This is a genomic window from Streptomyces sp. Pv4-95 (assembly GCF_045782725.1).
GTDB lineage: Bacteria > Actinomycetota > Actinomycetes > Streptomycetales > Streptomycetaceae > Streptomyces.
Genome location: NZ_CP127172.1, coordinates 3,488,282 through 3,507,441, shown reverse-complemented (window position 1 = coordinate 3,507,441; position 19,160 = coordinate 3,488,282). Strand labels below are relative to the sequence as shown.

Genomic DNA, 19,160 nt, shown 5'->3' with positions numbered 1-19,160 from the left:
CGCGTGGCGGGGCGCGGCAAGGAGACGGTGCGCGCGGTGCGGCGGGCCGAGGTGCGGCTGCCGGAGCTGCAACAGCACGACGGTGGTGAGCTGGAGCCCGAAGGGGACTACGACGGCCTGGAGTTCGTGGAGGCCGACTGGGCGGGTCAGGCGGCGCGCGGCGCCCGCTTCATGGACTGTGCGGTGCGCCGGTGCGCGCTGGACGAGACGGTGTTGAGCCGGGCGCGGATCATCGACAGCGTGCTCAGCGGTGTGCGCGGCGTCGGGACGGACCTGTCCGAGGCGTCACTGCGCGATGTGGAGCTGACGGACGCCAGACTCGGGGGGACGCAGCTGCACGGCGCGGTGCTGGAGCGGGTCGTGGTGCGCGGCGGGAAGATCGACTTCCCCAATCTGCGCAAGGCGAAGCTGCGGGATGTCGTCTTCGAGGGGTGCGTCCTGGTCGAGGCGGACTTCGCGGGTGCGGAGCTGCAGCGGGTGACGTTCGACGACTGCACCCTCGCGCGGGTGGACTTCACGGACGTGCGGATGAAGGACGTGGATCTGCGGGGTGCCGCCGCGGTGGACATCGCGCGCGGGATCGACCGACTGGCGGGCGCGGTGATCAGCCCTTCCCAACTGCTCGATCTCGCACCGGCGTTCGCGGCGCAGATAGGAGTCCGGGTGGAGTGACCGGGGGCGGGGGACGCGGGGAGCGAAGAGGAGTCGGGGCGGGGCCGGGGCTGCCCGAGCGTCTTCGGGAGTGACGGGCCGGCCCGGGGCAGTGATGTCGTCCAGCGGTGTCGTACGGCGATGTCGTCCGGGTCAGGGCAGCGACGTCGTTCAGATGCGGGGGAAGCGGGCCTGGAGGTCCCAGATGATCGGGTTGTCGCCGAGGCCCTCGTGCATATCGGTGAGGTCCGCGATCAGGTCGTGCAGAAAGTCGCGGGTCTCCCGGCGGAGCGCCGAGTGGTTGAAGGTGAGCGGGGGCTCGTCGGTCGGCATCCAGTCGGCTTCGACCTCGACCCACCCGAAGCGGCGCTCGAAGAGCATCCGGTCGCTGGATTCCGTGAAGTCCAGCTCGGCGTAGATCGAGCGGGCCGAGCGGTTGCCACGCGGGTCTGTGTCGAGCTGCTCGACGATGTCGCACAGCGCCCAGGCGAAGTCCAGGACCGGAACCCATCCCCATGCCGTGGACAGCTCGCGGTCCGACTTGGTGTCGGCGATGTAGACGTCGCCGCAGAAGAGGTCGTGACGCAGCGTGCGCACATCGGCGGTCCGGTAATCCAAGTACGAAGGGTCCGGAAAGCGCCGGGAGAGGGAGTAGCCGAGGTCGATCACCTCTTGATGGTGTCACGCCGGTGGGAGAGGACATCGCCCGCATCGGACGCAAGGGGAATGCCCTTGGAGCGTGGCCCGGTCGCCGCTCCGGTCAGGGCAACAGGCGCTGTTCCTTGGCCACGGAGACCGCGCCGGAGCGGGTGTCCACCCCGAGCTTGTCGTAGATGCGGCCGAGGTGCGTCTTGACCGTCGCCTCGCTGATGAAGAGCGCACGGGCGATCTCCCGGTTGCCCAGTCCCCGCGCGAGCTGGCCGAGGATGTCGCGTTCCCGGTCGGTGAGGGTGGGACGGGGGCTGCGCATCCGGGCCAGGACGCGGTGGGCGACCGGCTCGGAAAGGGCGCTGCGGCCCTGTGCCGCGGCGTGAATGGCGGAGAAGAGCTCGTCCGGGCGCTCGGCCTTGAGGAGGTATCCGGTGGCGCCTGCCTCGATGGCGCGGGTGATGTCGGCGTCGGTGTCGTAGGTGGTCAGGACGAGGACGTGGGGGGCCGGGGCAGGGGCGGCTGCGGAGGGGGCTGCCCGCAGGGCGGTGATCCGACGGGTCGCCTCGATGCCGTCGATGCCGGGACCGAGCTGCAGATCCATCAGCACGACATCGGGGCGGAGCTTGGCGGCCATCGCGACGGCCTCCTCGCCGTTGCCGGCCTCCCCGACGACCTCGATGCCGGGGGCGCTGCTGAGCAGGGCGAGGAGCCCGGCGCGTACGACGGCGTGGTCGTCGCAGAGCACGACGCGGACCGGCGGGGGCGGTGACGCCGGCTCGGGGGACGGGGTGCGAGAGGTGCTCATGGGGTGAGCTCCAGGGGGACTGCGGCGGACAGGACGGTGCCTTCGCCGGGTGCCGACTCGATGGTGAGGGTGCCGCCGAGCTGCCGCACCCGGGCCCGCATGGCGGGCAGGCCGTGGCCCCGGTCCGGTGCGGGGTCGGCCGGCCGCTCAGGACCGGCGCGGCCGGACGCGTCCGCGGGGTCGAAGCCGTGGCCGTCGTCGGCGATGTCCAGGACGACCTGGTCACCGAGGTAGCTGAGGGTCAGCGCGACGGAGCTCGCGAAGGCGTGTTCATCGACGTTCGCCAGGGCTCCTTGGGCGACGCGCAACAGGGCGGACTGCACCCGGTCGGGCAACGGCGTGGGCATGCCGTCGAGGTGGAAGCGCACGGCGAGCTCTCCCGTGGCGTCCGGCGCCGACCGGCTTGCCCGGACGGTCAGTTGGCGGAGGGCTTCGGGGAGGGGCGTGCCGTCGGCGAGGTCCGCGGGAGCGAGGTCGTGGACGAAGCGGCGGGCTTCGGCGAGGTTGCGGGCGGTGATCTCCGTGGCCGTACGGACGTGGTCGCGAGCGGTGTCCGGTGAGGTGTCCCAGGTGCGGTCGGCGGCCTGCAGCAGCATCTGCTGGCTGGACAGGCCCTGGGCGAGCGTGTCGTGGATCTCCATGGACAGCCGCTGGCGCTCGGCGAGGGTGCCTTCGCGCCGCTCGGTGGCGGCCAGTTCGCGCCGCGTCCGGATCAGGTCGTCGATCAGCGCACGCTGTCGCGCGGCCTGCCGCTCCATGTGGACGAAGACGGCGGTGGCGAGCGCGGCGATCGCCGGCGGGGCCAGCAGCAGATTCGGGTCGAAGCCGGTCGACAGCCGTAGTTGGGCGGCGACCACGAACGCGGTCAGCACCCCGACGAGCAACGATGCGGCGCCGGCGGGCAGGGTGCGCAGGCCCGTATAGAAGAGCGGCACCGCGCACCAGGCGAAACTCGGCGCCAGGAGGACCAGCACGACCCAGATCGCGACGACCGCACCCAGCCAGACCAGCCTGCGCGGGGTGGGCCGCCGCTCGTCGTGCGTACGGGGGCCGAGCGTCGGCCCGAGGACGTAGAGCAGGGCGAGGGCGAGGCTGAGGGCGATGATCCACGGGGTGCGCGGCTCGCCGGGGTGCCGGATCAGGAATCGCGCGAGCGAGGCTCCGAGCAGCAGGAAGAACGCCGCGTGCATGACCGGGCCCAGGAGGCGGGCGTCCGGATGGGGGTCCCGGCCGGCGTGGCGGTCGTCGGTCTCCACGGGGGCCTGGCCGCTGCGTCGTTCGGCGTCACGGAGAACCTCCGCCGGGGTCGGTGGCGGTGGGGAGGGGCGCTGCTGCGGTGTGTGCACGTGGTCTCCTTGCCGGGCGCTGCCGTGATCGTCACCCGGGGACGCCGCCGGAACCCGCCGGAACGGCCGACACGGCCGGTACCGCCGGCCGCGGGCGCCGCCCTAGGGAGTACCGACCGGCGGGTGCCCGGGCACCGGCGGTCGGCCCTGGCCGTAGCCGCGGCAATGCCAAGGCCAATGCCAACGCCAATCCCAAGGTCGATGGCCTTTGGCGCGGCCGCGGCCCTGGGGTGCCCGTGCCCGGTGGTCGTTACCCCGTAGTCGTAACCCGGCCGGGGAGCCTCCCGCATCAACCGATCGGCTGACACCCGTATCCACCATCATGCTCGGCCACCCCAGCCGGTACGTCGACCCGAGCGGCCCCGCCCCGCTCCGAGGATGGATGTGGGCCGACACGGCAGGAACGGCACGGCAGTCCCGACCCGGCGTGTCCGACGGCTCGCCGCCGTCCCGGCCCCCGACCCGCCCCTCCCCGCGTCACCTCAAGGAGCCCGAGATCATGAAGAAGCTTTCCCTCCGCGCCCGTGTTGCCACCGGTGCCGCCGCCGTCGCTCTGGCGGGCGCGGGCACCTTCGGAGCCGTCTCCGCGACGGCCGCGCCGTCGCCGGCCGCCTCCCGGCCGGCCGCGGCGACCGCCGACGCAGGCGACAAGAACCTGACCCGCTCCACGCACCTCACCATCGACGCCGCCACCAAGGGCGCGCAGGCCGCGCTGGACGCCGCGGAGAAGGCGGGCCAGAAGGTCTCGGTCGCCGTGGTGGACCGCGACGGCAACACGCTCGTGCAGCTGCGTGGCGACGGCGCCGGCCCGCAGTCGTTCGAGTCGGCGAGCAAGAAGGCCTACACCGCCGTCGCCTGGAACGCGCCGACCTCGGAGCTGGTCAAGCGCCTCGACCAGGCGCCCACGCTCAAGGACATCCCCGGCACCCTCTTCCTGGCGGGCGGCGCCCCCGTGCAGGCGCAGGGCGCGCCGATCGCGGGCATCGGCGTGGCCGGCGCCCCGAGCGGTGCGGCCGACGAGCAGTTCGCCCAGGCGGGCGCGAAGGCGCTCGGGAAGTAACCCGTCGCGACCGTCGCGCCCCTTGCCGGGCACGAAGCGCCGAGGGCCGGCTCCCCATGGGGAAACCGGCCCTCGGCTGCGCTGAACGCGTCGGAACAGGGTGTCGTCAGACGTTGACGCCGAAGTCCTGGGCGATGCCGACGAGGCCGGAGGCGTAGCCCTGGCCGACGGCGCGGAACTTCCACTCGGCGCCGTTGCGGTAGAGCTCGCCGAAGACCATGGCGGTCTCGGTCGCCGCGTCCTCGCTGAGGTCGTAGCGGGCGATCTCGGTGCCGCCGGCCTGGTTGACGATGCGGATGAAGGCGTTCCGCACCTGGCCGAAGTTCTGGCTGCGGTTCTCGGCGTCGTAGATGGAGACCGGGAAGACGATCTTCTCGACGTCGGCCGGCAGGCCCGCCAGGTTGACCTTGATCTGCTCGTCGTCGCCCTCGCCCTGGCCGGTGACGTTGTCACCAGTGTGCTCGATGGACTGGTCCGGCGTCGCCTTGTTGTTGAAGAAGACGAAGTGCTGGTCGGAGTAGACCTTGCCGCTCGGGTTGACGGCGATGGCGCTCGCGTCGAGGTCGAAGTCCGTGCCGGTGGTGGTCCGGACGTCCCAGCCGAGGCCGACCGTGACGGCGGTCAGGCCCGGTGCCTCCTTGGTGAGCGAGACGTTGCCGCCCTTGGACAGGCTTACAGCCATGGGGATGCCCTTTCCTCGTCGAATTCGTCGGGCTCCGTACTGCGGACGAAGCTACCGTCATCCACCTCAACGCCGTCAGGGGACCACGAGGTTCCAGCTGCCTTTACTTTCTTTGCCGAATCCTGATGCCGAGTCCCGCGAAATCCTGAGGTCGGCAGCCTCATCCGGTCACCCCACCGGCGGTTCCGCTCCTACCCGGCGGTGTGCCGGGGGAAAAGTGGGTGACGGGACGCCCGCGGAGGCGGGATCATGGGACGCATGTCCGGGCCCTATGTCATCCGCGGTTCGGTCGTCCTTCCAGAGGCCGAGCTCGTATGGCGTTTCTCGCGGTCCTCGGGTCCGGGCGGCCAGCACGTCAACACCAGCGACAGCCAGGTCGAGCTGCGCTTCGACCTCGGCAGAACGCAGGCGCTGCCTCCTGTGTGGAAGGAGCGCGCCCTGGAGCGGCTGGACGGCCGGCTGGCCGACGGCGTGCTGTCCGTACGCGCCTCCGACCACCGCTCCCAGTGGCGCAACCGCGAGACCGCGGCCGTCCGGCTGGCGGCGCTGCTGGCGCAGGCCACCGCGCCGCCGCCCAAGCCGCGCCGCAAGTCCCGCATTCCGCGGGGCATCAACGAACGACGGCTGCGGGAGAAGAAGCAGCGCGGCGACACCAAGCGGGGACGCTCCGGCCGCGACTGGACCTGAGCCGGCGCCCGCCCCTGGTGCCGGGCGTCCCGGGCGCCGCCTCGACCGAGACCGCGGCCCCCCCCGCTCCCAGGCCGATCCTGCCCAGGAGCCAGGAGCCAGGAGCCAGGAGCCAGGAGCCAGGTGTCCGCTCCCGCCTCAGCCCAGCCGTCGGTACTTCCCCCGGAAGTACGTCAGCGGCCCGCCGTCGTCCGCCAGGGCCGAGGCCGTCAGCACGCGGCCGATGACGAGGGTGTGATCGCCGGCGACGACCCGCTGTTCGGTGCGGCATTCCAGGGTGGCGAGCGCGCCGCCGATCAGCGGCGCCCCGGCCGCTTCGCCGCGTTCATGCGGAATACCCTCGAAGAGCAGTCGGTCACTGATGCGGTTCTTCATCGCGAAACGTCCGGCAATGTGGCTTTGACCTTCCGACAGCACCGAAACCGCCCAGAGCGGCTGTTGCTCCAGAAGGTCGTCCATGCGGGAGTCGTTGCGAACGCTCACCATCACCAGCGGCGGTTCGAGCGATACGGACAAGAAAGCCGTCGCGGTCATGCCGACGTCCTCGCCGCGCGGCCCGTCGTCCGGGTCATGCGCGGTGATCAGTACGACCCCGGCGGCCAGTCGGGACAGGGCGGCGCGGAACTCCTCGTCACTCACCCCCACAGAATGCGGGATCGACGGGCCGCCCGGCACGGACGCGGGCGTGACCGTGGGTGCGGCGGCGGTGTCGGCGGTGGTGAGCCGGTCTGCGGCGGCGGTTTTCGTGAACACGCCATGCACGCTAACTTCGTCACCCCGCTGTGCGCATCGGGCCCGGGGACCACCTGTGTCCTAGGTCTGTCGACGGAGGGGCGCGGAAGGCGAATTTGCGTTCAGGAAGTGTAGGAGCGCTCCCACCCAGGTTCCCTGAGGGAGTGCCAACCACTCCTCATCTCTTGTGACTTGAGTCACAGCCGGCGCTAATTGTTGACCCTGTGTACCGGGTGAACAGCTCACTGTGATTCAGTGAGCGTGGAATCGGACGACCAAGAATCGTGGAGTTGCTGTCGAGGTCTCAGGGAGAGCGAGCGATGGAGACCGAGTCGGAGCCATACGTCCGTCTTGCGACCCTGCGGCAGCTGCACCAAGTGGTCGCCGAGCTGAACACCGCACGCAGCCTTGCGGACACGTTGCAGACGGTCGCCGACGGCGCGATCGCCGGGCTGGGCTATGAGCTGGCCGCGGTCAATCTCGTCCGTCCCGACGGCGACCTCGTCGTGGCAGCGGTGGCCGGCAGTGCGGGCGCCGAAGCGCTGATGGCCGGGCGGGTCGGTTCCCGGTCCTCCTGGGAGCGCCGGCTGGCCATGGGGGAGCGGTGGGGCGACCTCTGCTTCATTCCGCACACCGAGGGCTGGGTGCTGGACGACGACGACGTCCCGCAGTGGCACACCGCCGGCCCCGCGCCCCGATTCCCCGACGAGTGGCACCCCATGGACCGCCTGTTCGCGCCGATGTACGCGGCGGCCAACGGCGGTGGCGAGCTGCTCGGCGTGATCTCCGTCGACCGGCCGCGCAACGGCCGGCGCCCCGGGCCCTGGGGGCAGGAGGCGCTGCAGATGTACGCCTTCCAGGCCGCGATCGCGATCAGCAACGCCAGGCTGCGGGCGAACATGCAGCGCGCCCTGGTCCGGCTGGAGCGCGATCAGCAGGCCCTGCGGGCCAGTGAGGAAAGCTTCCGCCAGGCCTTCGAGTACGCGCCGAGCGGGATGGCCGTCGCCGAGATGGGCGGCGACCAGCACGGCCGGCTGCTGCGCACCAACGACGCGCTGTGCCGGCTGCTGGGCCGTCCGGCCTCCGCGATGCGCCGGTACTCCTTCTCCGACCTGGTGCACCCCGAGGACATCGGCACGCTGCTGCGCACCTCCGCGGAGGGTGGCCGGGCCGAGCTGCGGCTGGCCCGCCGCGACGGCACCTACGTCTGGGTCTCGCTGCGGAACTCCGTGGTCGCCGACACCACCGACGGACCGCGTTTTCTGCTCACCCACGTCGAGGACATCGAGGAGCGCAAGCGGCACGAGCTGCAGCTCGCGCACCGTGCCAGCCATGACTCGCTCACCGGCCTGCCGAACAGCGCGGAGCTGCGCTCCCGGCTCGGTGCCCGGCTGTGCTCGCGCCCGCCCAGTTCGCTCGCCGACTCCTACGCCGCCTCGGCGACCGTCTTCGCGGACCCTCGCGACCCGCACGGCTTCGGGGCGGACGGCAAGGAGCCCTTCGAGGGGGTCGACGGGTTCGAGGGCAAGGGCCCGGCCCCCTACGACCACCATGTGCACATCGCCGCGCCCCCGGACGGCGCCGCGGACGACGGTTCCAAGGGGCTCGCGGTGCTCTTCTGCGACCTCGACGGCTTCAAGTCGATCAACGACCGGTTCGGGCACCACACCGGTGACGCGGTGCTGATCGAGGTCGCCCGCCGGCTCACCAGCGGCGTCCGTGACGGCGATACGGTCGCCCGGCTCGGCGGCGACGAATTCGTGGTGCTCGCGGACGGCCTCGGCACCGCCGACGCCCAGGACCTCGCCGTCCGACTGCGGAACGCGATCATTCCGCCGATCCGGGTGGACGGCCGGGCGGTCCGGGTCGGCGCCAGCTTCGGCATCGGCTGGGCGAGCTGCGGGATGACGGCCGAGGAGGTTCTCGCCTCGGCCGACCAGCGGATGTACGTCGAGAAGCGGTCCCGCTCGAAGGCGAACCGGCGGGCGGGCTGAGGCCCCGGCCCGCACCCCGGCCGCTCCGGCGGCGGAGGCCCGGCCGCACTCCCGTCGGCCTGAGACTCCGGTCACCACCGGGCCCTCCCGTCCGCCTGCCCGGGTGCCGTAAGGTGCGACTCGCCGCACCCCTCTCCGTGCGCCCGTCGTCCCAGCTCATCCGCTCGCCGCGCGCCTCGCGCAGCGCACCCCCGCACCACCCGTTCATCGATTTGTAGCGATCTTGTGGCTGTCCGGGCCCGGCGTGGCAATGCCCGAAAGGGGTAGGCTGCGCCGATGCGGCGCGGTGCCGCCGGGGGCCCGAAAGAGACAGTTCGCGCATCCACGTGCGAACGCGTACACACGCGTACACATCGCTTGGGAGTGACACGGAATGACGGCCGGCAACAACGGCGCGGACACGCCGGAGAACGACGACCCGTTCGCCTATCTCTACCGCTCGGAAGGCGGCGAGGGTGGCGCGGGCCCGTCGGGCGACGGCGCGGCGGCGCGGCAGCCGGGAGTTCCGCGTACCTCCTACAACCAGGTGCGCGCGGTCGGCCAGCGGCAGTACGGCGCCCCGCAGCAGGCTCCGCAGCAGGCGTACGGGCAGCAGAACGCCCACTACGCCGCGCCGGAGACGCTGCCCGGCGGTGACCGTGCGCGCAACGGCTCCGCCCCGGCGTACAGCGGTGGCCAGGAGCCCCGCCGCAACCGCAACGGCCTGCTGATCGGCGCCGTCGCGGTGGTCGCGGTGGTCTGCATAGGCATCGGCGTCGCCATGCTCACCAACGGCAAGGACAGCGCGGACGACAAGGCGGGCGGCGCCGGTCCGTCGGCCGGTGAGTCGGTGGCCCCCAGCGAGGAGCCCACCGGCAAGCCCAGCGCGGGAGAACTCCCCAAGATCGACGCCGGTGGGCTGCGGCTCGAAGGCGGCGCGAGCACCGCGAAGGACGTCCCCGGCGCGCGCTCGTCCAGCGGCGCCTACGTCGCCGGGATGAACGCCCCGGGCGCGTCGGCCACGTGGACGGTGGATGTCGACAAGGCCGGCCAGTACAAGCTCTGGGTCGGCTACGGCGTCCCGGGCAAGGACGCGAACCTCACGCTGGGCGTGAACGGCACGGCCGCGAGCCGTCCGGTGAACATGGAGAACTTCGCCGGCGCCGACGAGGGCGCCTGGGACAAGGGCTGGACCAAGACCTGGTCGTATGTGCAGCTCAACAAGGGCACGAACAGCGTCAAGCTGTCCTGCGAGAGCGGCAACCAGTGCGATGTGAACCTCGACAAGGTGTGGCTGGGCGAGAAGTAGGCCCCGGCGTCCGCTGACACCGGGCGCCCGCACTTTCCCCCCGGCGCGGCTCGCGCCGGGGGTCGCTCATTTCGGCGCGGGGCCGATCACGCCGCCGTCGGATGCTCCGTCACCGCGACGCGGGACAGCAGCTCTTCGTAGGTCGCGGTGTCGAACTCCCCTGCGGCCGGGGCCCGTACGGTCGCGGCGGAGAGGGCCACCGCGCGGGTCAGGCGCTCCGGCCAGGCCAGCCCCTCGACCAGCCCGGACAGCAGACCGGCCACGGCCGAATCGCCGGCGCCGGTCGGGTTGCCGGCGATGCGGCGCGGCGGGGCGGCCTGCCAGGCGCCGTCGGCGGTGACGGCGAGCATGCCGTCCGGGCCCAGGGACGCGGCCACCGCGTGGGCGCCGCGCCGGCGGGCGTCGCGGGCGGCGCGCAGCGGTTCGGTGGAGCCGGTGAGGGCGGCGAGTTCGTCGGCGTTGGGCTTGGCGAGGTCGGGGCGGGCGGCGAGGCCGCGCCGCAGGGGTTCGCCGCTGGTGTCCAGCAGGACCGGGACCCCCGCGCCGCGCGCGGCGCGGGTGAGACGGGCGTAGACATCGACCGGGACGCCCGGCGGGAGGCTGCCGCACAGCGCCACCGCCTGTGCGTCGCCCAGCAGTTCGCGGAAGGTGCCGAGGAAGGTGTCCCATTCGGCGGGGGTGACGACCGGGCCCGGCTCGTTGAGCTGGGTGGTGTCGCCGGAGGCCGCGTCGACGACGGCGACGGTGCGGCGGGTGGCGCCGCCCACCCGCACCAGGGCGTCGGTGACGTCGCTCTCCTGGGTGAGCAGGGCCCGCAGCGCGTCGCCGGTGCCGCCGCCCGCGAAGCCGGTGGCGACCGTGCGGTGGCCGAGCGCGGCCAGCACCCGGGCGACGTTCAGGCCCTTGCCGCCGGGCCGTTCGGCCACCTCGGTGACCCGGTTGGTGGTGTGCGGTCGGAGCCCGGGGACGCGATAGGTGATGTCCAGGGCGGCGTTCAGCGTGACCGTGAGGATCATGGTTCCCCCTCCCGCGCCGTGCTCGGACGGCTTACCGCTGGACAGCAGCCGTTGGCCGGGCAGTCGTTGGCCGAGCAGCCGCCGGTCGGACGGCTGCTGGTATCGCAACCGCCCTCGGCGGTGGCATGCGGACAAGTGCGCGAGCGATCATGCCATCGCCGACGGTCGTTGGCCCAGACCCGGGCCGGTCACCATCCGATGAGCGGCCGGCCACCGGGTGGCCGGCCGCCCGCCACCGAGCGTTCCCGTGCGGGCCGTCAGACGCCTGCCGGACGGACCAGCCACTCGCCCCGGCGCATGACGCCCACCAGGTCGTACGCGGCGTCGAGCACCACCAGGTCGGCGTCCATGCCGGGCGCGAGGGAGCCGGCCCGGTCGTCGATGCCGAGCAGCCGGGCGGGGTTGGCGGAGAGCGCCTGGACGGCTTGGTCGACCGTCAGGCCGTCGACGGTGACGGCGCGTTTGAAGGCACGGTCCAGGGTGAGCGTGGAGCCCGCGATGGAGCCCGCGGTGGGGCCTTCGCTGATCCGCGCGACGCCGTCCCTGACCTCGACCCGCATCGGGCCGAGCGGGTACATCCCGTCGGTCATGCCGGCCGCGCCCATGGCATCGGTGATGAACGCGACGCGCTCGGCGCCGGCGTCACGGAAGGCCATCTGGAGGATCGCGGGGTGCAGATGCGTGCCGTCGTTGATCAGCTCGACGGTGATCCGGTCGTCCTCCAGCAGGGCGGCGATCGGGCCCGGGGTCCGGTGGCCGAGGCCGGGCATCGCGTTGAAGAGGTGGGTGGCGACGGTGGCGCCCGCGTCGATGGCCTCGCGGGTGGCGTCGTAGGAGGAGTCGGTGTGGCCGATGGCGGCGATCACGCCGGCGTCGGCGAGCAGCCGTACGGAGTCCAGGCCGCCGGGCAGTTCGGGGGCGACGGTCATCATCCGGGCGGCGCCGTGGGCGGCGTCGACGAGCTTGCGGACGTCCGCCGGGTCCGGGTCGCGCAGCAGCTCCGGCTGGTGGGCGCCGCAGCGGTGCGGGGAGATGAACGGTCCCTCGAAGTGGATACCGGCCAGCTCGTCCTGCTGGACGAGCTCGGCGAGCACCGCGGCCTGCCGGGCGAGGTCGGGGAGGTCGCCGGTGACGGTGGAGGCGACCATGGAGGTGGTGCCGTGCCTGCGGTGGGTGGCGGCGACCTTCAGGCATTCCTCGGGGTCGGCGGAGGAGAAGGAGCCGCCGCCCCCGCCGTGGACGTGCATGTCGACGAAGCCGGGGACGATGAGATGGCCGGTCAGGTCGACGGTGGTGCCCCCCGCGGGTGGCGCGACGTCCCCTCTTCTTCGGCTGTCCCCGCCGCGGGCCCCGCCCCGGTCGGCGTCACGGCTGCGGATGTCGGAGATGCGGCCGCCCTCGACGGTGATCCGGCCGTTGTCGGCGACGCCCGACGGCCGCGCGATCCGGGCGCCGGTCAGCACGGTGCGCCCGGCGTCCGAGGGCCGTCCCGCGGATTGTTGCTGTGCCATCAGGCGGTTACCTCCGTGGAGAGAAGATCCCAGGCGAGGAGTCCTGCGCCCAGGCACCCGGCGGCGTCCCCAAGGGCCGCCGGAACGATCGAGGGGAGCCGCTGGAACGTAACGCGCCGGCGGACGGCTTCCCGGAGAGGCTCGAAGAGCGTGTCACCCGCCTCGGCGAGTCCGCCGCCGATGATCAGGGTCTGCGGATCGAGCAGGGTGAGTCCGGTGACCAGGCCGTCGGCGAGGGCGTCCACGGCCGTCCGCCAGACGGCCCGGGCGCGCGCGTCGCCGGATGCCACGGCCTTGGCGGCGTCCGCGGCGCCGGCCTGCGGATCGCCGCACGCGGCGGCCCAGTCGCGGCCGACCGCGGCGGCCGAGGCCAGCGTCTCCAGGCAGCCGCGCTGACCACAGCCGCACTCGCGCCCACCGGGGCGTACGACGATGTGGCCGATCTCGCCCGCGCTGCCGTGGGCGCCGGCCTCGATGCGTCCGCCGATGCCGATGGCGCCCGCGATGCCGGTGCCCAGGGGCACGAAGAGGAAGCGGTCGGCGTCCTTGCCGGCGCCGATCCGGCCTTCGGCCAGGCCGCCGGTGCGTACGTCGTGGCCGAGGGCGATGGGGATGCCGCCGAGGCGCTCGGAGAGCAGGGCCCGCATCGGGACGTCCCGCCAGCCGAGGTTGGCGGCGTAGACGGCGATGCCGCCGGCCTCGTCGACGATGCCGGGCACGGCGACGCCGGCGGCCACGGCGGGGGCGCCGAAGCGTCGGGCGCCGACGTCGCGGAGCTCGGCGGCGAAGCCGAGCACGCTCTCCACGACTTCCTCCGGGCCGCGCTCGCGGCCGGTGGGCCGCCGTGCCTCGTGGAGCAGCCTGCCGTCCGCCCCGACGAGGGCGGCTTTCATTCCGGTGCCGCCCACATCAAGGGCGATGACGTGTCTCACGGGAACAGTTTCGCGCGATCCGACATGAAAGGTCTAGTCCACTCACCGTACGTTCTGGTTTCCGTGCACCGGATACCCGCCGGTTCCCGGCTGCCGTTCGCCCCGAGGGCTGCCGCCCCTCGCCCCGAAAGCCGCCGGCCTGCCCGGGGAAGGGCGCCGGTATGGCGCGAAGGTGAGTGGTGTAGACCTTGTGTCGGAACGCGGGAGACACCCGCCGTTCATGCCGGCCGAGGGCGATCCCCGAGGCCGCGGGGGTATTCCCGTTCAGCACGGAATTCAGGACAAAGGGCGGTAGTAGCAGTGCAGCGGCGGTATGTGAGCCTGGCGGCGGCGGGGATAGCCACCACCATGACACTGACTCTCACCGGCTGCGGCAGCTCCGGTGACGACGGCGACGTCACCCTCAAGCTCGTCGCGGCGGACTACGGCGACAGCCGGTCCAACGGCTCCCAGCACTACTGGGACCGGCTCGGCCGCGCCTTCGAGAAGAAGAATCCCGGCATCAAGATCGATGTCGAGGTCCATCCCTGGACCGACGTCGACAAGAAGGTCGCGGACATGGTCGAGGCGGGCGACGCCCCGGACCTCGCACAGATCGGCGCGTATGCCGACTACGCCGCCGACCACAAGCTCTACAGCGCCGACGAGCTGCTCTCCATCCCCACCCAGGCCGACTTCACCCCCTCCCTCGCGGAGGCGGGCGAATACGAGCGCATCCAGTACGGCATGCCCTTCGGCGCGAGCACCCGGCGGCTGTTCTACAACAAGAAGCTCTTCGCCGAGGCCGGCATCACCACGCCCCCCAAGAGCTGGGACGACATCACCCACGACGCCGAGCTGCTGAAGGCGCACGGCGTGAAGATGCCGTTCGCGCTGCCGCTCGGCCGGGAGGAGACACAGGCCGAGACGCTGATGTGGATGCTCAGCGGAGGCGGCGGCTACACCGACAGCATCGGCAAGTACACGATCGACTCGCCGGAGAACATCAAGACCTTCCAGTGGCTCCAGAAGGACCTCGTCGGCAAGGGGCTCACCGGCACCGACCCCGCCGAACTCAACCGCGCCGACGCCTTCCAGGGCTTCGCCGACGGCGAGGTCGGCATGCTCAACGGCCACCCCACGCTGATGAAGCAGGCAGCCGCCAAGGGCATCGACTACGGCACCGTCGAGCTGCCCGGCACCAACGGCAAGGCCAAGGCCACCATGGGCGTCGCCGACTGGATGATGGCGTTCAAGCAGCACGGCCACCGCCGGCAGATCGGCAAGTTCCTGGACTTCGTCTACAGCGAGAAGAACGTCCTGAGGTTCTCCGGCGACTACGGCCTGCTGCCGGTCACCCAGTCGGCGTCGCAGGCCATGCTCGCCGACCGCCGGTACGCCAAGCTGCACGGCTTCCTGAAGCAGCTCGACAACGCCGAGTTCTACCCGGCCGACAAGACCTCCTGGCCGCTGGTCTCCAAGACCATCAAGGCCAAGGTCGCCGGTGCGGTCGGCCCCAGGGGCAACCCCGAAGGCGTCCTCACCGACATCCAGAACACCGCGGACACCGCGGACAACACCGCCGAGTGACGGTCGCGACGGCCCACCGGGAGCTGTCCGACGGTGGGCTTATCGTGGAATCGTGATGACGAGCGGACCGGGCGGCGCGGGGCGTGGCGCCGACGGAGAGGCCGAAGCGGGCGGGAGCGGAACCGGGGCGGACGCCGCCGACGGGCCCGGCATAACGCCCCTCTCCGCCCAGGACGAAGCGGTCCTCGCGGTCGAACGCCGCTCCTGGCCGGGCCCCGGCGCCAAGGAGCGCGTCGTCCGCGAGCGCCTCGGCATCTCCCCGACCCGCTACTACCAGCTCCTGAACGCCCTGTTGGACGACCCGCGCGCCCTCGCGCACGACCCGGTCACCATCAACCGCCTGCGCCGCGTACGGGACGCCCGCCGCGCCCGCCGCTGACCGCGGCCCGGGGACGCACCGCCCGCCGCCCGGATGCCCCCGTGCACCCGGCGTGCGCCGGTGGTCCGCCGGTAGGGTCGACGGCATGGGCAGCCTCTCGAACGACGCGCCACAGTCCTCACCGACGCCGCACTCCGTGCCGACGCCGACCACCGCCGCGGGCCGTGAAGGCATCGCCGCGCTGCTGGCCAGGCCCGAACGCGCCGCTATCGCACTCGACTTCGACGGCACCCTCGCCGACATCGTCCCCGACCCCGAGAAGGCCCGAGCCCATCCCGGCGCCACCGCCGCCCTCGGCCGGCTCGTGCCCCGGCTGCGCGCCGCCGCGGTGATCACCGGCCGCCCGGCCGGCGTCGCGGTCCGCCTCGCCGGCGTCGCGCACGCCCCCGGCCTGGAACACCTCGTCGTCCTCGGCCACTACGGCACGGAGCGCTGGGAGGCGGCTTCCGGCGCCGTCCAGGCCCCGCCCCCGCACCCCGGCGTCGCCGCCGTGCAGGCCGAACTCCCCGCCGTCCTGGAGGACACCGGCGTCTGGCACGGCCCCTGGGTCGAGACCGCCGTCGAGCTCAAGGGCGGCCGGGCCCTCGCCGTCCACACCCGCCGGGCCGCGGACCCGCAGGACGCCTTCGACCGGCTGCGCGGCCCGCTGACCACGCTCGCCGAACGCCACGGCCTGATCGTGGAGCCCGGCCGGCTGGTCCTGGAACTGCGGCCGCCGGGCATGGACAAGGGCGTCGCGCTCGCCGACTGGGTCCGCGAGACGGGTGCGAAGACCGTCCTGTACGCCGGTGACGACCTCGGCGACCTGGCCGCCTTCGCCGCGGTGGAGAAGCTGCGCGCCGAGGGCCTCACGGGCGTGCTGGTGTGCAGCGGCAACAACGAGGTCACCGAGCTGGCCGAGCGCGCCGACCTGGTCGTCGACGGCCCGGCCGGCGTCGTCGGGCTGCTCGACGCGCTGGCGGGCCGGCTGGCCGCCGGCTGAGCGCGCGGGCGCACCCGTCGCGGCAGAGCCCCGCACGCCCTACGCCTGGAGCGCCCGCAGCTGGTCGAGGAACCACTTGGCCGGCGGCAGCGCCGTGGCCGCCGCGGCGAGCCGCCGGGTGCGCTCGGCCCGCTCCTCGCCGTCCATCGACAGCGCCGTGTGCAGCGCCTCGGCGGTGGCGTTGACGTCGTACGGATTGACGCTCAGCGCGTCCTCGCCCAGCTCGGCATGGGCGCCCGCCTCCCGCGACAGCACCAGGACACAGCCCTCGTCGGAGACCACCGGGATCTCCTTGGCGACCAGGTTCATGCCGTCCCGGATCGGGTTGACCAGGGCGACGTCCGCCAGCCGGTAGGCGGCGAGCGAACGCGCGAAGTCGTCCTTGACGTGCAGTACGACCGGCTGCCAGTCCGCCGTGCCGAACTCGTCGTTGATCTCCTCCGCCAGCCGGCCCACCTGGTCGGTGTAGTCGCGGTAGACGGCCAGATCCTGGCGCGAGGGATACGCGAAGGCGATGTGCACGACCCGCTCGCGCCACTCGGGGCGGTCGGTCAGCAGCCGGCGGAAGGCGAGCAGCCCGCGCACGATGTTCTTGGACAGCTCCGTGCGGTCGACCCGGACGATTGTCCTGCGCTCCACCCCGCCGATCTGCCCCCGCAGCGCCGACAGTCGTTCCTCCACGTCGGGGCGGTGCGCCCGCTCGCGCAGGAACTCGGCGTCCGCGCCGAGGCCGTACACGCCGATCGACGTCTTGTGCGGCTTGCCTCCCGCGAGGGCCGTCAGGAGGTACGGCGCCTCGTCGCCGGGGTGGCGCACCTCGCAGTCCGCGCCGAGCGCCGTCCCGCAGCAGCCGATGAAGGCCCGCGCCCACCGCTCGGTCAGGAAGTTCGCGTGGTCCGCGCCGAGGATGCCCGCGGCCAGCTGCCGCTGGATGTCGTCGGGCAGCATCGCGAAGTACTCCGCCGGTGCCCACGGCGTGTGCGAGAAGTGGCCGATGCGCAGGTCGGGGCGGCGGTCGCGGAGCAGGCCGGGCACCAGCGCCAGGTGGTAGTCCTGGACCAGGACCGCCGCGCCGGGCGCCGCCTGCTCGGCCAGCGCGTCGGCGAAGGCGGCGTTGTAGTCCACGTAGGAAGCCCACTGCGCCCGGAAGTCCGAATCGAATGCCGGTTCGATCGGCGTCTGGTAGAGCATGTGGTGGACGAACCACAGGACGGAGTTCGCGATGCCGTTGTAGGCGTCGGCGTACACCTCCGCCGGGATGTCCAGCATCCGAACGCGCTGTCCGCCGGTGTCCTCCGCGGACAGCAGCCCGCCGGTGCGCCGCACCGCCTCCCGGTCGCCCTCGCCGAGCGCCGCGCACACCCACACCGCGTCGGTGTCCGGGCCGATGGCCGACAGGCCCGAGACGAGCCCGCCGCCGCCGCGCTTGGCGGTCAGCGCGCCGTCCTCCCCCAGGGAGTAGGAGACCGGGCCGCGATTGGACGCGACGAGAACCTCGGCACCACTGCGCTCGGAGACCATGCCGCGAGACTAACCCGCGACAGATCCGCTCAAACGTACGGAGTCGGTCAGGCCGCCCGCCGCTCGGCGTATTCCGGGATATCGGCCATCGGAGGCCGCTCCTCGGTGTCCACGTCCGTCGTGCGCGGCACGAATCCGTCCTGCCCGCGGTCGAACTGGGTCAGCCGAGGCCGGATCAAGTGGCCGCGGGTGAGGCGCAGTTGAGCGGTGCGGTAGATCGCCGCGGCCATCCTCCCGAGGGCCTGGCCGTCCTGGTGGCGGTGCTTGCGCACGCCCACGTCGACCTGCGCCAGGGCGTCCAGGCCGACGGTGTGCAGCGCGTCGACGAGCAGGCCCAGCTCGACGCCGTAGCCGACCGGGAACGGCAGCCGCTCCAGCAGCGACCGTCGGGCGGCGTACTCGCCGCCCAGGGGCTGGACGAAGCCGGCCAGCTGCGGCCAGTGCAGGTTCAGCAGCGGGCGGGCCACCAGCTCGGTGACCCGGCCGCCCTGGCCGGCGCCCGAGCCGTCCACGCCGGTCTCCAGCGGCCGGTCGTACATCGCCTTCACGAACTGGATGTCCGGATCCGTCAGCAGCGGGCCGACGATCCCGGAGACGAACGACGGCGAGAACTCGCGCAGGTCGGCGTCGACGAAGCAGACGATGTCGCCGCTGGTGGCGAGCAGTGAGCGCCACAGCACCTCGCCCTTGCCGGGCAGCGCGGGCAGCCGCGGCAGGACGCTGTCGCGGTGCACCACCCTCGCCCCGGCCGCCGCCGCGACCTCGGCGGTGCGGTCGGTGGAGCCGGAGTCGAGCACCACCAGTTCGTCGACCAGCGCCGCCGCCTCGGTCATCAGCTCGCCGCGGATCGCCGCGACGATCGCGCCGACCGTCGCCTCCTCGTCGAGTGCGGGCAGCACCACGCTGACCGTCCGGCCCGTCTGCCGCTTGGCCTCCAGGAGCCGGCCGAGCGGCCGGTCGGCAGCGGACCAGGAGCGGCCGCTCAGCCAGCGCTCCACTTCTTCCAGCACGTCTACGATCTCCTCGGTGGCCGTCGAACGACGACCGTGTGATCCATCTCGCGGTTCGGACGACTATCTCAACCCTCACTGCCTTCGGTTACAGTCTTGAACAACGCGGATCACCGTCCTATGTCGGGGGTCCCGCAGAACAAACGCCTGGGTTTCGGCCCAGCGCCATACCGCTCATCCAGAGGGGCAGAGGGAAACGGCCCGTTGAAGCCCCGGCAACCCTCCAGCCGGTCTTGCCGCCAGGACGCTGATGTCCCGCGCGCGTGAGGCTCCCGGCTAGGGAAGGTGCCAAATCCGTCTCGTGGCGAGATGCGCCGCGAGGAAGATGAGGAGAAAGGGCCTCG

Annotated in this window: 18 protein-coding genes and 1 riboswitch; of the genes, 8 read left to right on the top strand and 10 right to left on the bottom strand. The window is 72.7% G+C overall.

Annotation, left to right across the window (positions count from 1 at the left end):
* The first annotated feature begins 27 nt into the window (after positions 1 to 27).
* Entirely contained in the window at positions 28 to 672 is a 645-nt protein-coding gene (locus QOM21_RS15315) for a pentapeptide repeat-containing protein (protein ID WP_407555684.1), read from the top strand.
* A gap of 150 nt (positions 673 to 822) precedes the next feature.
* Here QOM21_RS15315 and QOM21_RS15310 read toward each other — a convergent pair whose 3' ends face one another.
* The 3 genes from QOM21_RS15310 to QOM21_RS15300 all read right to left on the bottom strand — a co-directional run bounded on the left by QOM21_RS15310 (position 823) and on the right by QOM21_RS15300 (position 3,453).
* A complete protein-coding gene (locus QOM21_RS15310) occupies positions 823 to 1,320 on the bottom strand; it encodes a hypothetical protein (protein ID WP_407550542.1) in 498 nt (165 codons plus the stop codon).
* Between the two features lie 91 nt (positions 1,321 to 1,411).
* Positions 1,412 to 2,107 (bottom strand): response regulator, encoded by a 696-nt coding sequence (locus QOM21_RS15305; protein WP_407550541.1) that lies wholly within the window; start codon positions 2,105 to 2,107, stop codon positions 1,412 to 1,414.
* Positions 2,104 to 3,453, bottom strand: coding sequence for a sensor histidine kinase (locus QOM21_RS15300; protein WP_407550539.1), 1,350 nt, complete (start codon positions 3,451 to 3,453; stop codon positions 2,104 to 2,106). Before QOM21_RS15300 ends, QOM21_RS15305 begins: the two co-directional genes overlap by 4 nt.
* A gap of 499 nt (positions 3,454 to 3,952) precedes the next feature.
* On the opposite strand from QOM21_RS15300, the gene QOM21_RS15295 reads away from it, so the two are divergent.
* The gene (locus tag QOM21_RS15295; protein ID WP_407550537.1) at positions 3,953 to 4,513 is read left to right on the top strand and encodes a GlcG/HbpS family heme-binding protein; all 561 of its coding nucleotides are present in this window, start codon (positions 3,953 to 3,955) and stop codon (positions 4,511 to 4,513) included.
* Positions 4,514 to 4,619: 106 nt separating this feature from the next.
* Here the strand turns inward: QOM21_RS15295 and QOM21_RS15290 are convergent, their stop codons facing one another.
* Complete coding sequence (locus tag QOM21_RS15290; protein ID WP_393894784.1) at positions 4,620 to 5,195, bottom strand: TerD family protein; 576 nt, start codon at positions 5,193 to 5,195, stop codon at positions 4,620 to 4,622.
* Positions 5,196 to 5,453: 258 nt separating this feature from the next.
* Here QOM21_RS15290 and arfB point away from each other — a divergent pair, with 258 nt between their 5' ends.
* Positions 5,454 to 5,882 carry an alternative ribosome rescue aminoacyl-tRNA hydrolase ArfB gene (arfB, locus tag QOM21_RS15285; protein WP_407550535.1) on the top strand — a complete coding sequence of 143 codons (429 nt, stop codon included), beginning with the start codon at positions 5,454 to 5,456 and terminating at the stop codon, positions 5,880 to 5,882.
* 138 nt (positions 5,883 to 6,020) lie between these two features.
* Here arfB and QOM21_RS15280 read toward each other — a convergent pair whose 3' ends face one another.
* Entirely contained in the window at positions 6,021 to 6,635 is a 615-nt protein-coding gene (locus tag QOM21_RS15280) for a flavin reductase family protein (protein ID WP_407550533.1), read from the bottom strand.
* 299 nt (positions 6,636 to 6,934) lie between these two features.
* Here QOM21_RS15280 and cdgB point away from each other — a divergent pair, with 299 nt between their 5' ends.
* Together cdgB and QOM21_RS15270 are read left to right on the top strand one after the other, a co-directional pair.
* Positions 6,935 to 8,608, top strand: a complete 1,674-nt coding sequence (gene cdgB / locus QOM21_RS15275; protein WP_407550531.1) for a diguanylate cyclase CdgB — start codon at positions 6,935 to 6,937, stop codon at positions 8,606 to 8,608.
* A 373-nt stretch (positions 8,609 to 8,981) separates the two neighbouring features.
* Positions 8,982 to 9,896 (top strand): CBM35 domain-containing protein, encoded by a 915-nt coding sequence (locus QOM21_RS15270; RefSeq protein ID WP_407550529.1) that lies wholly within the window; start codon positions 8,982 to 8,984, stop codon positions 9,894 to 9,896.
* Positions 9,897 to 9,982: 86 nt separating this feature from the next.
* Here QOM21_RS15270 and QOM21_RS15265 read toward each other — a convergent pair whose 3' ends face one another.
* The 3 genes from QOM21_RS15265 to QOM21_RS15255 all read right to left on the bottom strand — a co-directional run bounded on the left by QOM21_RS15265 (position 9,983) and on the right by QOM21_RS15255 (position 13,355).
* Positions 9,983 to 10,912 (bottom strand): 1-phosphofructokinase family hexose kinase, encoded by a 930-nt coding sequence (locus tag QOM21_RS15265; RefSeq protein ID WP_407555683.1) that lies wholly within the window; start codon positions 10,910 to 10,912, stop codon positions 9,983 to 9,985.
* Positions 10,913 to 11,169: 257 nt separating this feature from the next.
* On the bottom strand, positions 11,170 to 12,423 hold the full coding sequence (nagA, locus tag QOM21_RS15260; RefSeq protein ID WP_407550527.1) for an N-acetylglucosamine-6-phosphate deacetylase: 1,254 nt from the start codon (positions 12,421 to 12,423) through the stop codon (positions 11,170 to 11,172).
* Positions 12,423 to 13,355, bottom strand: a complete 933-nt coding sequence (locus tag QOM21_RS15255) for an ROK family protein (RefSeq protein ID WP_407550525.1) — start codon at positions 13,353 to 13,355, stop codon at positions 12,423 to 12,425. Before QOM21_RS15255 ends, nagA begins: the two co-directional genes overlap by 1 nt.
* Before the next feature lie 300 nt (positions 13,356 to 13,655).
* On the opposite strand from QOM21_RS15255, the gene QOM21_RS15250 reads away from it, so the two are divergent.
* From QOM21_RS15250 to otsB, 3 genes are all read left to right on the top strand, one after another.
* Positions 13,656 to 14,924, top strand: coding sequence for an extracellular solute-binding protein (locus QOM21_RS15250; protein WP_407550523.1), 1,269 nt, complete (start codon positions 13,656 to 13,658; stop codon positions 14,922 to 14,924).
* Positions 14,925 to 14,979: 55 nt separating this feature from the next.
* Positions 14,980 to 15,303: a DUF3263 domain-containing protein gene (locus tag QOM21_RS15245; protein WP_407555682.1), complete on the top strand. Its 324-nt coding sequence runs from the start codon at positions 14,980 to 14,982 to the stop codon at positions 15,301 to 15,303.
* A gap of 85 nt (positions 15,304 to 15,388) precedes the next feature.
* Positions 15,389 to 16,285, top strand: coding sequence for a trehalose-phosphatase (otsB, locus tag QOM21_RS15240; RefSeq protein WP_407550521.1), 897 nt, complete (start codon positions 15,389 to 15,391; stop codon positions 16,283 to 16,285).
* Between the two features lie 39 nt (positions 16,286 to 16,324).
* Here otsB and QOM21_RS15235 read toward each other — a convergent pair whose 3' ends face one another.
* A complete protein-coding gene (locus QOM21_RS15235) occupies positions 16,325 to 17,806 on the bottom strand; it encodes a trehalose-6-phosphate synthase (RefSeq protein ID WP_407550519.1) in 1,482 nt (493 codons plus the stop codon).
* Positions 17,807 to 17,853: 47 nt separating this feature from the next.
* Positions 17,854 to 18,816, bottom strand: a complete 963-nt coding sequence (locus QOM21_RS15230) for a glucosyl-3-phosphoglycerate synthase (protein WP_407550517.1) — start codon at positions 18,814 to 18,816, stop codon at positions 17,854 to 17,856.
* A 171-nt stretch (positions 18,817 to 18,987) separates the two neighbouring features.
* Positions 18,988 to 19,148: riboswitch (SAM riboswitch) on the top strand.
* Positions 19,149 to 19,160: the final 12 nt, after the last annotated feature.